At 60.1% G+C, this 16,859-nt stretch carries 16 protein-coding genes; 5 read left to right on the forward strand and 11 right to left on the reverse strand.

The window, feature by feature from the left end:
- Nucleotides 1–136: 136 nt before the first annotated feature.
- From CXQ82_RS29725 to CXQ82_RS29760, 8 genes are all read right to left on the reverse strand, one after another.
- Nucleotides 137–352 (reverse strand): molybdopterin-binding protein, encoded by a 216-nt coding sequence (locus CXQ82_RS29725; protein ID WP_003213899.1) that lies wholly within the window; start codon nucleotides 350–352, stop codon nucleotides 137–139.
- A 27-nt stretch (nucleotides 353–379) separates the two neighbouring features.
- Nucleotides 380–1,186, reverse strand: a complete 807-nt coding sequence (ssuB, locus tag CXQ82_RS29730) for an aliphatic sulfonates ABC transporter ATP-binding protein (RefSeq protein ID WP_101273485.1) — start codon at nucleotides 1,184–1,186, stop codon at nucleotides 380–382.
- Nucleotides 1,183–1,971, reverse strand: coding sequence for an aliphatic sulfonate ABC transporter permease SsuC (ssuC, locus tag CXQ82_RS29735; RefSeq protein ID WP_101273486.1), 789 nt, complete (start codon nucleotides 1,969–1,971; stop codon nucleotides 1,183–1,185). Before ssuC ends, ssuB begins: the two co-directional genes overlap by 4 nt.
- Nucleotides 1,972–1,979: 8 nt before the next feature.
- A complete protein-coding gene (ssuD, locus tag CXQ82_RS29740) occupies nucleotides 1,980–3,128 on the reverse strand; it encodes an FMNH2-dependent alkanesulfonate monooxygenase (RefSeq protein WP_101273487.1) in 1,149 nt (382 codons plus the stop codon).
- Nucleotides 3,129–3,153: 25 nt separating this feature from the next.
- Nucleotides 3,154–4,122: a sulfonate ABC transporter substrate-binding protein gene (locus CXQ82_RS29745; RefSeq protein ID WP_101273488.1), complete on the reverse strand. Its 969-nt coding sequence runs from the start codon at nucleotides 4,120–4,122 to the stop codon at nucleotides 3,154–3,156.
- Between the two features lie 96 nt (nucleotides 4,123–4,218).
- The gene (ssuE, locus tag CXQ82_RS29750) at nucleotides 4,219–4,812 is read right to left on the reverse strand and encodes an NADPH-dependent FMN reductase (RefSeq protein WP_101273489.1); all 594 of its coding nucleotides are present in this window, start codon (nucleotides 4,810–4,812) and stop codon (nucleotides 4,219–4,221) included.
- 315 nt (nucleotides 4,813–5,127) lie between these two features.
- Nucleotides 5,128–5,766 carry a peroxiredoxin gene (locus tag CXQ82_RS29755; protein ID WP_016978988.1) on the reverse strand — a complete coding sequence of 213 codons (639 nt, stop codon included), beginning with the start codon at nucleotides 5,764–5,766 and terminating at the stop codon, nucleotides 5,128–5,130.
- A 291-nt stretch (nucleotides 5,767–6,057) separates the two neighbouring features.
- Complete coding sequence (locus CXQ82_RS29760) at nucleotides 6,058–7,458, reverse strand: OprD family porin (protein WP_101273490.1); 1,401 nt, start codon at nucleotides 7,456–7,458, stop codon at nucleotides 6,058–6,060.
- A gap of 370 nt (nucleotides 7,459–7,828) precedes the next feature.
- On the opposite strand from CXQ82_RS29760, the gene tauA reads away from it, so the two are divergent.
- The gene (gene tauA, locus CXQ82_RS29765) at nucleotides 7,829–8,815 is read left to right on the forward strand and encodes a taurine ABC transporter substrate-binding protein (RefSeq protein ID WP_101273491.1); all 987 of its coding nucleotides are present in this window, start codon (nucleotides 7,829–7,831) and stop codon (nucleotides 8,813–8,815) included.
- 130 nt (nucleotides 8,816–8,945) lie between these two features.
- On the opposite strand, the gene argA is transcribed toward tauA, so the two are convergent.
- Nucleotides 8,946–10,244 carry an amino-acid N-acetyltransferase gene (gene argA, locus CXQ82_RS29770; RefSeq protein WP_101273492.1) on the reverse strand — a complete coding sequence of 433 codons (1,299 nt, stop codon included), beginning with the start codon at nucleotides 10,242–10,244 and terminating at the stop codon, nucleotides 8,946–8,948.
- A 133-nt stretch (nucleotides 10,245–10,377) separates the two neighbouring features.
- The gene (gene argE / locus CXQ82_RS29775) at nucleotides 10,378–11,526 is read right to left on the reverse strand and encodes an acetylornithine deacetylase (protein WP_101273493.1); all 1,149 of its coding nucleotides are present in this window, start codon (nucleotides 11,524–11,526) and stop codon (nucleotides 10,378–10,380) included.
- 158 nt (nucleotides 11,527–11,684) lie between these two features.
- On the opposite strand from argE, the gene CXQ82_RS29780 reads away from it, so the two are divergent.
- A complete protein-coding gene (locus tag CXQ82_RS29780) occupies nucleotides 11,685–13,052 on the forward strand; it encodes an inorganic triphosphatase (RefSeq protein WP_101273494.1) in 1,368 nt (455 codons plus the stop codon).
- Nucleotides 13,053–13,161: 109 nt separating this feature from the next.
- On the opposite strand, the gene CXQ82_RS29785 is transcribed toward CXQ82_RS29780, so the two are convergent.
- Nucleotides 13,162–13,632 carry an Lrp/AsnC family transcriptional regulator gene (locus CXQ82_RS29785; RefSeq protein ID WP_101273495.1) on the reverse strand — a complete coding sequence of 157 codons (471 nt, stop codon included), beginning with the start codon at nucleotides 13,630–13,632 and terminating at the stop codon, nucleotides 13,162–13,164.
- A 127-nt stretch (nucleotides 13,633–13,759) separates the two neighbouring features.
- Here CXQ82_RS29785 and CXQ82_RS29790 point away from each other — a divergent pair, with 127 nt between their 5' ends.
- The 3 genes from CXQ82_RS29790 to CXQ82_RS29800 all read left to right on the forward strand — a co-directional run bounded on the left by CXQ82_RS29790 (nucleotide 13,760) and on the right by CXQ82_RS29800 (nucleotide 16,856).
- On the forward strand, nucleotides 13,760–14,098 hold the full coding sequence (locus tag CXQ82_RS29790; protein WP_101273496.1) for a hypothetical protein: 339 nt from the start codon (nucleotides 13,760–13,762) through the stop codon (nucleotides 14,096–14,098).
- An 80-nt stretch (nucleotides 14,099–14,178) separates the two neighbouring features.
- On the forward strand, nucleotides 14,179–15,858 hold the full coding sequence (locus tag CXQ82_RS29795; protein WP_101273497.1) for a GspE/PulE family protein: 1,680 nt from the start codon (nucleotides 14,179–14,181) through the stop codon (nucleotides 15,856–15,858).
- A 77-nt stretch (nucleotides 15,859–15,935) separates the two neighbouring features.
- On the forward strand, nucleotides 15,936–16,856 hold the full coding sequence (locus CXQ82_RS29800) for an SPFH domain-containing protein (RefSeq protein ID WP_010564478.1): 921 nt from the start codon (nucleotides 15,936–15,938) through the stop codon (nucleotides 16,854–16,856).
- The last annotated feature ends 3 nt before the right edge of the window (nucleotides 16,857–16,859 follow it).

A 16,859-nucleotide genomic window follows, 5' to 3' on the forward strand; every position in this document is an offset into this window, starting at 1 on the left:
GGTTTGGGGTGGCTGGGATGGCCTCTTCGCGAGCAAGCCCGCTCCCACATTTGACCGAGTTCCAACTTTGGAATGTATTCAAATGTGGGAGCGGGCTTGCTCGCGAAGGCGGCCTTAAAAGCAGCGCAACTCCCAATCACAACTTGGCGATCGACACCTCAGTGGACTTAACGAAGGCAATCACTTCGCTGCCAATCACCAGTTCCAGCTCTTTGACCGAGCGAGTCGTGATCACCGACGTCACGATACCGGAGGCGGTTTGCACGTCGATTTCCGACAGCACGTCGCCTTCGACGATTTCCTTGATGGTGCCTTTGAACTGGTTACGGACGTTGATGGCTTTAATAGTCATGTTGTTCTTCCTTCAGGGACAAGTGAGTTATTGAGCCCAACGCAATTGCGTAGGCAGCGGTGAAACAGGTTCAGGTTCCGGCGGCGTGCCGGGCAGCGACAGCACACGGTTGAGCACTTCGGCCTCCAGCGCGGCCAGGCGATGTGAGCCCCGGGCGCGTGGGCGCGGCAGGTCGACGATCAGGTCGAGGCCGATTTCGCCGTCTTCGATCAGGATTACCCGGTCGGCGATGGCCACGGCTTCACTGACATCGTGGGTCACCAGCAACACGGTAAAGCCGTGCTTCTGCCAGAGGTTTTCGATCAGTTGCTGCATCTCGATACGGGTCAGGGCATCCAGCGCGCCCAGAGGCTCGTCGAGCAGCAACAGGCGCGGCTGGTGAATCAACGCACGGGCCAGGGCCACGCGTTGCTTCTGGCCACCGGACAACGCCGCTGGCCACTCATCGGCGCGCTCGGCCAGGCCTACCGCTTCCAGGGCTTCCAGCGCTTTGGGGCGCCAGTTGCCCTTGAGGCCCAGGCCCACGTTGTCGATGATCTTTTTCCACGGCAGCAGGCGTGCTTCCTGGAACATCAAGCGCGTGTCTTCGATCGCTTCGCTCAGGGGCGCGGAACCGGCCAGCAGCTCGCCGCCACTGGCTTTGTCGAGGCCGGCCAACAGGCGCAGCAAAGTACTTTTGCCGCAGCCGCTGCGACCGACCACGGCCACGAACTGGCCCGCCGGAATATGCAGGTCAATCTCTTTGAGCACTTCCCGCGCACCAAAGGCTTTGCGCAGCTTGCGCACCGCCAGGGGAATCCCCTTGAGCAGGCGCGGAGGTTGTTGAGCCGTCATGCCGCACCTCCTTTATTGACTTGATACGCCGGGTGCCAGCGCAGCCACACCCGCTCCAGGCCACGCGCTGCCAGGTCGGCCAGCTTGCCGAGAATGGCGTACATGACGATGGCCAGTACCACCACGTCGGTTTGCAGGAACTCACGGGCATTCATCGCCAGGTAACCAATACCGGAACTGGCGGAGATGGTTTCCGCCACGATCAGCGTCAGCCACATAAAGCCCAGGGCAAAACGCACACCCACCAGGATCGAAGGCAGCGCGCCCGGCAGGATCACTTGCCAGAACAGGCTGAACCCGGACAGGCCGTAGCTGCGCGACATTTCCACCAGCGCCGGGTCGACGTTGCGGATGCCGTGGTAGGTGTTGAGGTAAATCGGGAACAGCGTGCCCAGGGCGACGAGGAAAATCTTCGCCGTCTCGTCAATGCCGAACCACAGGATCACCAGCGGAATCAGCGCCAGGTGCGGCACGTTGCGGATCATCTGCACCGAGCTGTCCAGCAGGCGCTCGCCCCATTTCGACAGGCCGGTGATAAAACCCAGGGCCAGGCCGATGCTGCCGCCGATCACGAAGCCCAGGCCGGCACGCCAACCGCTGATGGCCAGGTGGGTCCAGATTTCGCCGCTGCGTACCAAGTTGATCCCGGCTTCAATCACCGCGCTGGGTGCCGGCAGGATGCGCGTCGACAACCAGCCCGCCGACACCGACAACTGCCACACCGCCAGCAACAGAATCGGCAGCACCCAGGGCGCCACGCGATGGCTCAATTTTTCATAATTCATAGGCTGCCTCAGCTCTGCGACGCAGCTTTGGGGAGGATGTCGTTGGCGACCATTTCGCCGAACGGGCTCACGTAACCGGCGCTTTTCGGCAGCTCGGGACGTTCGATATCCAGGTGCGGGAACAGCAGTTCAGCAACGCGATACGACTCTTCCAGGTGTGGATAACCGGAGAAGATAAACGTGTCGATGCCCAGCGCCGCGTATTCCTTGACCCGTTCGGCCACGGTCGGGCCATCGCCCACCAGCGCAGTACCGGCACCGCCGCGCACCAGGCCGACCCCGGCCCACAGGTTGGGGCTGACTTCGAGGTTGTCGCGATTGCCGCCATGCAAGGCCGCCATGCGTTGCTGGCCGACCGAATCGAAGCGCGCCAGGGAAGCCTGGGCACGGGCGATGGTGTCGTCGTCCAGATGGGAGATCAGTTTGTCCGCGGCTTTCCACGCTTCTTCGTTGGTTTCGCGCACGATCACATGCAGGCGAATGCCGAAGCGCACGGAACGCCCGAGCTTGGCGGCCTTGGCCCGCACCTGCTCAATTTTTTCCGCGACTGCCGCCGGCGGCTCGCCCCAGGTCAGGACCATTTCCACCTGTTCGGCTGCCAGGTCCTGGGCCGCTTCGGAGGAACCGCCGAAGTACAACGGCGGGCGCGGTTGCTGGATCGGCGGGTAAAGCAGCTTGGCGCCTTTGACGCTGATGTGCTCGCCGTCGTAGTCGACGGTTTCGCCTTCCAGCACGCGGCGCCAGATACGGGTGAATTCCACCGAGGCCTGGTAGCGCTCTTCGTGGGTGAGGAACAAACCATCGCCGGCCAATTCTTCCGGGTCACCGCCGGTGACCAGGTTGAACAGCGCGCGGCCGCCGGACAGGCGATCCAGGGTCGCCGCCTGACGCGCAGCCACCGTCGGGGAAATGATCCCGGGGCGCAGTGCAACCAGGAATTTAAGCCGCTGGGTCACCGGGATCAGCGAGGCGGCCACCAGCCACGAATCTTCGCAGGACCGCCCGGTGGGGATCAGCACCCCGCCGAAGCCCAAGCGGTCAGCGGCCTGGGCCACTTGCTGCAGGTAACCGTGGTCAACGGCGCGAGCGCCTTCGGCGGTGCCAAGGTAATGGCCGTCGCCGTGGGTAGGCAGGAACCAGAAAATATTGAGGCTCATGGAGTTGTCTCCTGAAGAAGTCGGATTACGGCGCTTTGGCAACGGCGGCGGGTGGCGTCCAGATCACGTCCTTGATGCTCAAGGGTTTGGGGATCAATTTGAGTTGGTAGAAGGTGTCGGCGATTTTCTGCTGGGCGGCGACCACTTCCGGGGTCAGGAACAGCGCGCCGTAGCCTTGGCGTTTGACTGAGGTCAGGGTGATGTCAGCCGGCAGGCCGAGCAGCGGTGCCACTTGCTCAGTGACTTCCTGCGGGTTGGCTTTGGACCATTCGCCCACGGCGCGCACTTCTTCGATCAGTGCCTTGATCACTTCAGGGTGTTGCTCGGCGTAGGGCTTGGTCGCCAGGTAGAACTGGTGGTTGTCGGCAATGCCGGTGCCGTCACGCAGGGTGCGCGCTTGCAGTTGTTTCTCGGCGGCGGCCTGGTACGGGTCCCAGATCACCCACGCATCCACGCTGCCACGCTCGAAGGCGGCACGCGCATCGGCCGGCGGCAGGAACACGGTTTGTACGTCGGTGTATTTCAGGCCGGCGTCTTCCAGGGCACGTACCAGCAGGTAGTGCACGTTGGAGCCTTTGTTCAGCACGATTTTCTTGCCCTTGAGCTCGGCCACCGATTTGATCGCGGAGTCTTTCGGCACCAGGATCGCTTCACTGGTCGGCGCTGGCGGCTCGTAGGCCACGTAGAGCAGGTCGGCACCGGCAGCCTGGGCGAACACCGGCGGGGTTTCACCGGTGACGCCGAAGTCGATCGAGCCCACGTTCAGGCCTTCGAGCAATTGCGGGCCACCCGGGAACTCGGTCCATTGCACCTGCACGCCCTGGGCGGCCAGGCGTTTTTCCAGGGTGCCCTTGGCTTTGAGCAGCACCAGCGTGCCGTATTTCTGGTAACCGATCCGCAGGGTCTCGGCGGCTTGGGCTTGAACAATGGCGCCGAAGGACACAGCCGCAGCAAACAGTGCGACCAGACCACGACGCAAGATGACAGTGCGCATGGCGCTCTCTCCAAATATACGATTAGGGTTTTGGCTGCACCTGCTTGGCCGTTGGCGGCTGAGTAAGGTGAGTGTTTCTCGATGTCGGGGTAAGGCTTAAATGCTCCAGCGAGCAGTTAACAAACGGTCATTCAACACATGGGGGTCCAACGGTTTCGGGCGACGGGCCATGGCGCTGTAGAGCGTTTCCAAGGCCTCGTGCAAACGGTGTTCGAGCACAGGCACCAGTTGCGCCTGGGCACTGCCTTCGCCATAGGCGATCTGGCTGTCTTCGGCAAAAATGCCGTGGAGCAATTCCTGGGCCTTGAGCGCCGACAACACCGGCTTCAAGGCGTAGTCCACTGCCAGCATGTGGGCGATGCTGCCGCCGGTGGCCATCGGCAACACAATCTTGTGGGCCAGGGCACGTTCGGGCAGCAGGTCGAGCACGGTTTTCAGCGCGCCGGAGAACGAAGCCTTGTACACCGGCGTGGCGATCACCAGGCCATCGGCGTTAGCCACCTGTTGCAACAGGTCGATGACCTTGGGGCTGTCGAAGCGCGCGTGCAGCAAGTCTTCGGCCGGGAAGTCCCGTATCTGATAACTCACTACTTCAACGCCTTTGTCTTGCAACCACTGACGGGTTTTATCCAGCAACACCCCGGAGCGCGAACGCTGGCTGGGACTGCCTCCAAGTGTTACGACCAACATGCAGGAATTCCTTAAGCAAGTGCCGGCGGTTCGCTGTGTGGCGATGGCGCCAAGATGGAACAGACCATATCAGCAGATTTATATATCTATAAATCTTATTTTTTCATTTGTTTATTCTTTAAATGCATATGAGAGAACTGAACCGCCAGGCGAAAAAAAAGGCCGTAAAAACGGCCTGAAAACCCCTGCATTGTGAGCTATGAAATGCGATCAAATGTGGGAGCGGGCTTGCTCGCGAATGCGGAATGTCAGTTGATAATTCGTTGAATGACACACCGCTTTCGCGAGCAAGCCCGCTCCCATATGGGTTCTGCGTTACCGGTTAGGCTGCGGGGTGAGCCGCAGGTACGGCTTCACCGCCCGATAGCCCTTCGGAAAGCGCTTCTTGATCTCTTCCTCGTCCTTGAGCGACGGCACGATCACCACTTCATCGCCGTCCTGCCAGTTAGCAGGGGTGGCGACCTTGTGGTTGTCGGTCAGCTGCAGCGAGTCGATAACCCGCAGGATTTCGTGGAAGTTGCGGCCGGTGCTGGCCGGGTAGGTGATGGTCAGGCGAATTTTCTTGTTCGGGTCGATCACAAACAGGGAGCGCACGGTGAGGGTGTCACTGGCGTTCGGGTGGATCAGGTCATAGAGGTCGGAGACCTTGCGGTCGGCATCGGCCAGGATCGGGAAGTTGACGATGGTGTTCTGGGTTTCGTTGATGTCTTCGATCCACTTGTGGTGCGAGTCCACCGGGTCCACCGACAGGGCGATGGCCTTGACGCCGCGCTGGGCGAATTCGTCCTTGAGCTTGGCGGTGAAGCCCAACTCGGTGGTGCACACCGGGGTGAAGTCCGCCGGGTGGGAAAACAACACACCCCAGCTATCGCCCAGCCATTCGTGGAAACGAATCTTGCCGGCGCTGGAATCCTGTTCGAAGTCGGGGGCGATATCGCCCAGTCTTAGGCTCATGGTGTGGCTCCTGGTGAGTGCTTATGGAGCCCACTGTGCATGGATTGCGGATTATTTAAAAAGAATAAATATCGATTTATCTAGACGATAAAGGAATATTAAAAATGTGTTCATTGGACGCGGGAGCGAGCGAGGCGCAACATCGGTTTCAAGGTTCGAGAAGGCCTTGAGACGCTGTACAAAGAGGGGTTCAGGAAGGGCTTGCGGGGGTTTAGCCCGACTTGAAAGTAATAACACCTTGCCCGGCGTGCGCCGGGCAAGGTTTTACAGTCTTACAACAGCTTCACGCTACTAGAACAGTGGCAGCGAGTAGCTGACGATCAGACGGTTTTCGTCCTGGTTACGCTGGCCAGGAATGTCGTTGCGCCACATGGCGTTTTTCCATGCCACACCAACGTTCTTCAGCGGGCCTTCTGGTACGACGTAGGCAACAGTGATGTCACGTTCCCACTCGTTCGCGCCGTTGGCGTTAGTAGCACGTTGTGGATTACCGGTGTTACCACGGGTGTCGATATTGTCGCCACGCAGGTAAACCACACCGGCGGTCAGGCCAGGTACGCCAATCTTGGCGAAGTCATAAGCGTAGCGAGCCTGCCAGGTACGTTCGCCAGCACGGGCAAACTTGGCGATTTGCGAGTCAGTGGTCAGGTAAGCCGACGAACCGTCGCCTTGGTTCAGCCATGGGAAGTCGCTGTCGCCGTTGCTGACCTGGTAACCGCCACCGAAGGTGTGACCCGCCACCGAGTACAGGAACAGGCCGCTGTACAGGTTGTTGTCGACTTTACCCTTGACGATGTTATTACCGGCAGCGTTAGTGCCGTAGTCACCGCTGGTGAAGTAGTTGGCGTCGTTGCTGTTGTTACCGTCAGCGCGGCTATTGAAGTAGCGCAGGTCGGTTTTCAACACGCCAGGACCGATAGCCCAGTTGTGCAGCAGGCCCAGGAAGTGTTGCTTGTAGAACTGGTCCAGATTGCCGTAGTAGTACTGGGCAGTCAGGTCCTTGGTGATCTTGTAGTCACCACCGGCGTAGTAGAACTTGTTGCTGTCACGGCCAGCGGCGGTACGGCCGTTGGCACCTGCGATAGACAGGTTCTCGACGTTGCTGGAGTTACGACCTTTGGCCTTTTCGATCTGACCGGCAACCAGTGTCAGGTCCTTGATGTCGCCCGAAGTGATCTGGCCACCTTGGAAGGTCTGCGGCAGCAGACGACCGTCGTTGGTCACGATAACCGGCAGCTTAGGTTGCAGGGTACCCAGCTTCAGTTCGGTCTGGGAGATCTTGGCTTTGGCGGTCAGGCCCAGGCTGGAGTAGTTATCAACGGCTTCGCCATTGGACTTGCTCGGGAAAACCGTGCCGCCGTAAGAACCAGCGTTGGTCGCGGTGCGGCCGGAAGCGCCGTTGGTGCCGCCGCCCGAATCCAGACGCACGCCCAGCAGGCCGATAGCGTCAAGACCGAAGCCCACGGTGCCCTGGGTGTAGCCGGAGATGAAACGCAGGTCGAAAGCCTGGCCCCATTCTTCCTGCTTGTTCTGCGCGCCGGCCGCTTTGGTAGCGTCGTCACGGTTATCGGTGTTGATGTAAAAGTTACGCAGACCCAGTGTAGCCTTGCTGTCTTCGATGAAACCGGCAGCGCCTGCTTGCTGGGCGATTGCGCCCAAAGCTACAGCCAAAGCCAAGGTGGACTTCTTCATGTACCGCTCCTCTCATTTCTAATTTTTGTATTTCTTTGGTCTCGGGTCTGACGCCCTCGATCCACAGATGCGCGATTAGCACCGGATAGTGACTGACAAGTCAATCGTAACCTTGTGTGTCTACTACCTTCGTCTAATCACAGTTGATTTGGTCCCTGCAGGGTAATGAGTTTTTCATACACCCAAAAAGAATTATTTCATTCTTTTTCATACGATCCAGGAATAAGCCTTTGTATGACGCGGACAGGTCAGCGTAGACGCACCGCCCCATAAGCTAATTCCTAAAGGGTATTTGTTAGAGCTTTTTTAGATCGATTAGTGTGGCCGTACTGCTGCATACGTCACCCACGATCAAAAAGGCGACGCCATCATGGCCAAAGGCACATCCTCCCGTCAATTTGTTACAGTTTTTGTGTCACTAATACTTTCTTTTGGTGTCAAAGCCGCCGATTTAACGGTCGGCTATCAAACGGGCATCGATCCCAGCAAAGTCCCACAGGCCGATGGCCTCTATGAAAAAGCCATTGGCGAGAAAATTGCCTGGCGCCGGTTCAACAGTGGGCCGGAAGTCGTAACCGCTATTGCCTCGGGTGATGTACAAATCGGCAACCTCGGTTCCAGCCCTCTCGCCGCAGCCGCTTCGCGCAACCTGCCTATCGTCGCTTTCATCGTATCGGCGCAGATCAACACTTCTGAAGCCTTGGTGGTGCGCAACGGCAGCGGCATCGACAAACCCGAAGACCTTGTGGGTAAAACCATCGCCACGCCTTTTGTATCAACCTCTCATTACAGCCTGCTCGGCGCGCTGAAGCATTGGGGGCTGGACACCAAGAAAGTCAAAGTGGTGAACCTGCAACCGGCCGAAATTGCCGCCGCGTGGAAACGTGGTGATATCGACGGTGCGTTCGTGTGGTCACCCGCACTCGGGGAAATCCGCAAGACCGGCAAGACCCTGACAGACGCGGCCCAGCTGGGCCAGTGGGGCGCGCCAACCTTTGAGGTGTGGGTGGCACGCAAGGACTTTGCGGAAAAACATCCTGACGTAGTGGCCAAGTTTGCCAAGGTCACTCTGGATTCGTTTGCCGACTATGCGGCGCATAAAGACCGCTGGACGGTGGACTCCGAGCCCGTGCAGAAAATCGCTAAATTGACAGGTTCGAATGCGGCGGACATTCCCGAGCTGCTGGCCGGCACGACGTTCCCGGATGCCCAGGCACAGCAAACCGACGCGCTGCTGAAGGGCGGCACGGCGAAGGCAATTGGGGAAACGGCGAAATTTTTGAAGGAGCAGGGCAAGGTTGAGACGGTGTTGCCAGACTATTCGGCGTTTGTGACCGACAAATTCATCAAAGATTAAACACAATCAAATGTGGGAGCGGGCTTGCTCGCGAAAGCGGGGTATCAGCCAATAAATGTGTGGCTGATAGACCGTCTTCGCGAGCAAGCCCGCTCCCACATTTGGACCTGCTTCACTTGCGAAAAAGCGTTTACAGAGCCTTCTCGAAAATCTTCGAATTACGCTGATAGTTGTACAGCGACGCCCGCGCCGATGGCAGCCGGTCAACCGTGCTCGGCACAAAGCCCCGCTCACGGAACCAGTGGGCGGTGCGCGTGGTAAGCACGAACAAGGTCTTCAAGCCCTGCGCCCGGGCACGGGTTTCGATGCGCTCCAGCAGCTCATCACCGCGCCCGCCATGGCGGTATTCCGGGTTCACTGCCAGACACGCCAGCTCGCCTGCGTCCGAATCCGCGATCTGATACAACGCCGCGCAAGCGATGATCATGCCTTCGCGCTCGACCACACTGAACTGTTCGATCTCACGCTCCAGCACTTCCCGTGAACGGCGTACCAGGATGCCCTGCTCTTCCAGCGGGCTGATCAGGTCGAGCAAGCCACCGACGTCTTCGATCGCCGCTTCACGCACCAGCTCGAACTGCTCCTGGGCCACCAGCGTACCGCCACCGTCGCGGGTGAACAGCTCGGTGAGCAAGGCACCGTCTTCGGCGTAGCTGACGATATGGCTGCGCCCTACTCCACCACGGCACGCCTCGGCCGCGGCGTCGAGCAATTCAGCCTGGTAGTTGTTGCCCAGGCGTTGCAGGTGCGCCGGCACTTGCTGAGGGCGCAGCTCGCGCACCAGGCGGCCATTTTCGTCGATCAGGCCCAAGTCGGCACCAAAGAGCAGCAGCTTGTCGGCACCCAGGTCGATGGCGGCGCGGGTGGCGACGTCTTCGCAGGCCAGGTTGAAGATCTCGCCGGTGGGCGAATAACCCAGTGGCGACAGCAGCACGATGGAGCGCTCATCCAGCAGGCGGTTGATGCCCTTGCGGTCGACCCGGCGCACTTCGCCGGTGTGGTGGTAGTCAACGCCTTCCAATACACCGATAGGACGTGCCGTCACGAAATTACCGCTGGTCACGCGCAGGCGCGAGCCCTGCATCGGCGACGAGGCCATGTCCATCGACAGGCGCGCCTCGATGGCGATTCGCAGGTGGCCGACCGCGTCGATCACGCACTCCAGTGTCGCGGCATCAGTGATGCGCATGCCTTCGTGGTAAGTCGGGGTCAGGCCGCGTGCTTCAAGGCGTACCTCGATCTGCGGGCGCGAACCGTGCACCAGCACCAGCCGCACGCCCAGGCTGTGGAGCAGCACCAGGTCGTGGACGATATTGCCGAAGTTGGGATGTTCCACACCGTCGCCGGGCAGCATGACCACAAAGGTGCAGTCCCGGTGAGCGTTGATGTAGGGCGAAGCGTGACGAAGCCAATTGACGTATTCGGGCATAACACCTGGGCCTGTAATAAAAAGCAGCCGAAAAAGGATGAATCGTGAAAACGCACAGCGGGCTGATGGTTATCGTCGGAACAGGCTTGGCGACACGCTCGCTCTCCTTATGTACGAATGGACTGGGGTTAATTTATGCCGGCTTCAGGCAGTAATGCTCGATCAGTTCCCGCAATAGACGCACTGTAGGCGTCAAGCGTGACATTTCGAGGTACTCACCCGGCTGGTGGGCGCAAGCGATATCGCCAGGGCCGAGCACCAGGGTTTCACAACCAAGGCGCTGAAGATAAGGTGCTTCGGTGCCGAACGCTACTGCTTCGGCACGATGGCCCGTCAATCGTTCCGCTACCCGCACCAACTCGGCGTCTTCGGCCTGCTCGAACGGCGGCACTTCAGGGAACAATGGCGCGTAATCGATCTTGACTTGATGGCGTTCGGCCAAGGGTTCGAGCTTCTGCCGGATAGCGGCGCGCAACACTTGCGGGTCCATGCCCGGCAGCGGGCGCAAGTCGAACTCCAGGGAGCACTGGCCGCAGATGCGATTGGGGTTGTCGCCGCCATGGATACAGCCGAAGTTCATGGTCGGTTGCGGCACACTGAATTGCGGGTTGCGGTATTCACGCTGCCACGCCAGGCGCAGGCCACGCAGTTCACCGATGGCATCATGCATGGCTTCGAGGGCGCTATGGCCCAGGCTTGGGTCCGACGAATGGCCGCTGCGCCCGAGAATATCGATACGCTCCATCATCACGCCTTTGTGCAGGCGGATCGGCTTGAGGCCCGTCGGCTCGCCGATCACCGCCGCGCGGCCCAATGGGCGGCCGGCCTCGGCCAGCGCGCGGGCACCGGACATGGAGCTTTCTTCGTCACAGGTGGCGAGAATCAACAGCGGCTGCTTGAACGGCTGATCCAGCAGCGGCAACACGGCTTCAATCGCCAGGGCGAAAAAGCCCTTCATGTCGCAACTGCCCAACCCTACCCAGCGGCCGTCGACTTCCGTCAGTTTAAGCGGATCGGTCTTCCACAACGCCGCGTCATAAGGAACGGTATCGCTATGCCCGGCCAGCACCAGCCCGCCGGGCCCACTGCCAAAGCTGGCCAGCAGGTTGAACTTGCCGGGGCTGACTTGCTGGATGTCGATGGCAAACCCCAGGTCGCCCAGCCAACCGGCGAGCAAATCGATAACCGGGCGGTTGGTCTGGTCGAGAGACGCTTGGGTGCAACTGACCGACGGCGCGGCAATCAGCGCGGCGAACTGCTCTTTCATGGTGGGTAATGGCATGCGCGGTCTCTCAACTTCCCGGATGAGCCCCACTATAGAGCCATCTGCACGACACAATAAACCGTTGCGGCACGTTGCCGGGCTCAGTCCTGTACACTGCACGACCTTGGCAGCCACTCTTTTTCCCGGCTGCGCTCCCGATCCTGGATTTTCCGGCCATGCAGAAAGAAACCGAAATCAAGCTCCGCGTCAGCCGCGAAACACTCGCCGCGCTGCGTGAGCACCCGCTACTGAAAAAACGCAACAAAAGTGGCTGGGAACGCCGTGAGTTGATGAACCAGTATTTCGACACCCCCGAGCGCGACCTGGCCCAGGCCAAGGTTGCCCTGCGCCTGCGCAAGGACGGTGATGAAATCATCCAGACCCTCAAGACCCGTGGCCAGAGCGTCGCCGGCTTGTCGGAACGCAATGAGTACAACTGGGACCTGCCCAAAGCCAAGCTCGACGTGAAGAAACTCGACGGCGAATGCTGGCCCGAGCAACTGGCCGAGCTGGACAAAAAAACCCTCAAGCCGATCTTCACCACCGATTTCGTGCGCGAACGCGCCGAAATCGCCTGGGGCCGTGGCAAGGCCAAAGTCGTGATCGAGGCCGCCCTGGACCTGGGCCATGTGGTGGTCGGCAAGCAGAAGGAAGAAATCTGCGAGCTGGAACTGGAACTGCGCGAAGGCGAGCCGGCTGCCCTGCTGGAACTGGCCGCGGAGCTGGCCGCCACCCTGGCCCTGATGCCGTGTGACATCAGCAAGGCCGAGCGCGGCTACCGCCTCTACGACGCCAGCAGCTACTCGCTGAGCCTGCCCGCACCGGCGATCCACGCCGAAATGCCGCTGGATGATGCCTTCGCCGCGATCATGTGGCACCTGCTGGGCAGCAGCCAGCGCCTGGCCGAGCAATATCGTTTCAATGGCCACTGGCGCCTGTTGCAGGACTGGGTGGATAACCTCGGCGAACTGCGCGCCCTGATCGGCAGCCTCGGCCAGGCCGCACCGCGTCAATCCACCAGCGAACTGCGCAGCGCACTGGATGCCCTGCTGGAAGACTGGCGCCCATTGGTCCAGGCCGGTGATGACGATGAAGACATTCGCAAAGCCGCGCCGGAGCAATTCGTCGAAGAATTGGACGACGTGCGCTGGGGCCTGTTCTCACTGAACCTGTCGCGTTGGCTGCTGGCCCGCACCTGGACGGCCGACCGCAACGTGCGTGGAAACCGCCAGGGTGCCGCGCAAATCACCAACTGGCTGCCGCGCCTGCTGGCGGACGATGCCGTCGCCCTGCAACTGCCGCGCTACCAGCAGCAACCGGAAGACCTCGCCGAGCAGCTGCCGCGCATCGAGCGCATCCAGGCCTGGCTGCACCACGCGCGTCACGTGGTCGACATCGCGGAAATGGACCGCCTGTACGGCGAGCTGAACAAGCTGGTGCAACTGGCCAACCAGCCGATCACCGACGAATCGCTGGATGCGCGTATGCATCAGGCGATTGCGGTGTATCAGAACCGTGCGTGGAAGACTTTGCTGCGCCTGTAAGATCGCCATCGGGGGCAAGCCCCCTCCCACATTGGATTGGGTTCACAACTTTCTATTTGTGAACACAGTCAGTGTAGGAGGGGGCTTGCCCCCGATAGGGCCGGCCCTGTCAGCGCAATACTGGCAGGCTGGTAGTAGACTTGATCTCCGACAACGCCACAATCGAATTGACCTCCTGAATCCCCGGCACCATCGACAGCTTGTCGAAGAAAAACCGCTCGTACGCCTCGATATCCGATGCCACGATACGCAGCAGAAAATCCACCGCCCCCATCAGCACGTAACACTCCAACACCTCCGGAAACCCGCGAATCGCCTCGGTGAACTCGGTGAAGTTGGATCGGCCGTGGGCGTTGAGTTTCACTTCGGCAAAGATCTGCGTATTCAGGCCGATTTTCTTGCGATCCAACAGCGTAACCTGGCCCCGGATCACGCCCTCTTCCTTGAGTCGCTGGATGCGCCGCCAGCACGGCGACTGGGACAGGCCGACCTGTTCGGCAATCTGTGCACTGGAGAGCGAGGCATCCTCTTGCAGCAGGGCCAGGATGCGGCGGTCGTAGGCGTCCAAGTCGCTTTGCATAAAAATACCTTCAATGTTGAATATCTTGAATTAACTTAATCGAATTATCGCCAATAAGGCTTACTTTCGATAAGAAATCTCCGATGCGCCATGTAAAAATTTCTCCAGTCGAACTTGGAGAGTCAGCATGTACGCCGTCGAAACCACCCCGCCTGCCACCCGCGTCGATGCCTGGGCCGTCAACAATGCCCATTGCCAAGCGCTCTATCAGATCGTCGCCGAGGCTGAGCCCGACGTACTCTGCCGTGTGCTCAACTACTTTGCCTTGCAGTTCCTGACGCCCAGTCAGGTCACCGTGACCCGCCACAACGACCTGCTGCACATCGACATCGTGATGGATGGCCTGAGCTGGCACCGCGCCCAGGTGATCGGTGAAAAGATTCGAAACCTGATCAGCGTCTGCGCGCTGGAGTTGCGCCCAGCCGATTCCATGGGGCTTACGGCGCTGGCTACGGCAGCTCGGTAAAAGCCTGCAATACACCCTGGGAGGCGGATATGCGCGGGCTGACTAGCCTGGGATTTACGTCCCAGCCCCAGGAAGCCCTCATGCCCGTTGATCAACGATTGGAACTGCAGCAGCTGTTACCGGCTTTGGTCGATGCGGGGCTGATCACGCCTGAGGTTGCGCAGCGCCTGTCGGCCCAGCCCGCCAACAACGCCCGGCACCCGCTGGAGTGCATCGCCGCCGAGGGGCCCTGCCTGGAAACCCTGACCCATTGGCTGGCCCAGCATGCGGGGCAACCCTATCTGCGTATTGACCCGCTGAAGATCGACGCGGCGAAGATGGTGCCGCTGATGTCCTATGCATTCGCCCAACGCCACGCCATCCTTGCGGTGGCGGTGGACGCGCAAACCGTCACCATCGCCAGCGCCCAGCCCCACCTCACGAGTTGGGAAGCCGGGCTTGCACAGGTGCTCAAGCGCTCGATCACGCGCGTGGTTGCCAACCCCCAGGAAATTCAACGCTGTATCGGCGAGTTCTACCGGCTGGCGAAGTCCGTCAGCGGTGCAGATCAAAAGGCGGCCCCTCAAGGGGTTGCCGACCTGCTCAACATCGGTGCCACCGACCAGGAGCCGGACGCCAATGACGCGCATATCGTCAATATCGTCGACTGGCTGCTGCAGTACGCGTTCGGCCAGCGGGCCAGCGATATTCATATCGAGCCGTGCCGTGAGCAGGGCCGCGTACGTTTTCGCATTGATGGGCTGCTGCACGACGTCTATCAGTTCCCGCCCCAGGTCACGGTGGCAGTGGTCAGCCGCCTGAAAAGCCTGGGCCGCATGAACGTGGCGGAAAAACGCAAGCCCCAGGACGGCCGCGTCAAGACCAAAAGCCCAACGGGTACGGAAGTTGAGCTGCGCCTTTCAACCCTGCCCACCGCCTTTGGCGAAAAACTGGTGATGCGGATTTTCGACCCACAGGTGCTGCTCAAGGACTTTGACCAGCTTGGCCTCTCCCTTGAAGACCAGCAACGCTGGCATGCCATGACGCGCCAGACCAATGGCATCATCCTGGTCACCGGGCCAACCGGCTCAGGCAAGACCAGCACCCTCTACACCACGCTCAAGCAACTGGCGACCCGGGAGGTCAACCTGTGCACGGTGGAAGACCCGATCGAGATGGTCGAGCCGGCGTTCAACCAGATGCAGGTGCAGCACAATATCGACCTGACGTTTGCCAGCGGCGTCCGCGCCCTGCTGCGCCAGGACCCGGACATCATCATGATCGGCGAGATCCGCGACCAGGAAACCGCAGAAATGGCGATCCAGGCCGCACTGACCGGGCATTTGGTGCTATCGACCCTGCATACCAACGACGCCCCCGGCGCTATCAGCCGCCTGCAGGAATTAGGCATTGCGCATTATTTGATCAAGGCCACGTTGCTGGGCGTGATGGCGCAGCGCTTGGTGAGGCTGTTGTGCCCGCATTGCAAGCGCGTGGCGGGTGAAACCCATGAGGCGATTGGCTGCGTGGAATGCAGGCACAGCGGTTACCGGGGCCGCGCCGGGCTCTACGAGGTCATGGTACTGGACGAAGACCTCAAGGCACTGATCACACCCGGCGCCGACGTTCAGGCCCTGCGCCAGGCGGCCATCAACCAGGGCATGTGCAGCCTGCGCATGGCCGGCCTGCAAAAGGTCAAGGCGGGGCTGACCACACAGGTGGAGGTACTGCGGGTAACCCCCGGGGATTCAGTAACAAATCCTTTTATTGTTGCGCGGTGAATCCGTTCTTATCGGTGACAACACCGTTACAATCGGGCCAATGTCATTTCACTGACACCATCAGATAAGGAATCGCTATGCAGATCGGAACCGTACTGCTTCTTTTCGTGGGCTTGGCCATCGCCATCCTGTTCATGGGCTTCAAGGTGGTACCCCAAGGCTACCAGTGGACAGTCGAGCGTTTCGGCCGCTACACCAATACCCTCAAACCAGGCCTGAACATCATTATCCCGGTCATGGACCGCATCGGCCGCAAGATCAACGTGATGGAAAGCGTGCTGGATATTCCACCGCAGGAAGTGATCACCGCCGACAACGCCACCGTGCAGATCGACGCCGTATGCTTCTTCCAGGTGGTCAATACCGCCCAGGCCGCCTACGAGGTCAACAACCTCGAACACGCCATCCGCAACCTGCTGCAAACCAATATCCGTACCGTGCTTGGCTCCATGGAGCTGGATGCCATGCTCAGCCAGCGTGACGGCATCAACGAAAAACTCCTGAAAACCGTGGACGAAGCCACGGCACCATGGGGTATCAAGATCACCCGTATCGAGATCAAGGACATCAGCCCACCCGCCGACCTGATGGCCGCCATGTCGGGCCAGATGAAAGCAGAACGTATCAAGCGCGCACAAATCCTTGAAGCCGAAGGCTTGCGAGCGTCGGCGATCTTGACCGCCGAAGGTAAAAAGCAGGCGCAGATCCTTGAAGCTGAAGGTAGCCGCCAGGCAGCCTTTCTCGAATCTGAAGCCCGCGAGCGTCAAGCTGAAGCTGAAGCCCGCGCCACCCAAGTGGTGTCGGAGGCGATTGCCTCGGGCAACGTGCAGGCGGTCAACTACTTCGTCGCGCAAAAATACATCGACGCCCTGGGCAAGCTGGCTTCGGCCAACAACAGCAAGGTCATCCTGATGCCACTCGAAGCCAGCCAGGTGATTGGTGCAGTCGGTGGTATCGGCGAGATCGTCAAGGCAACGTTCGACAGCAAGAAAGGCTGAGGC

This window comes from Pseudomonas sp. S09G 359 (assembly GCF_002843605.1).
Lineage (GTDB): Bacteria > Pseudomonadota > Gammaproteobacteria > Pseudomonadales > Pseudomonadaceae > Aquipseudomonas.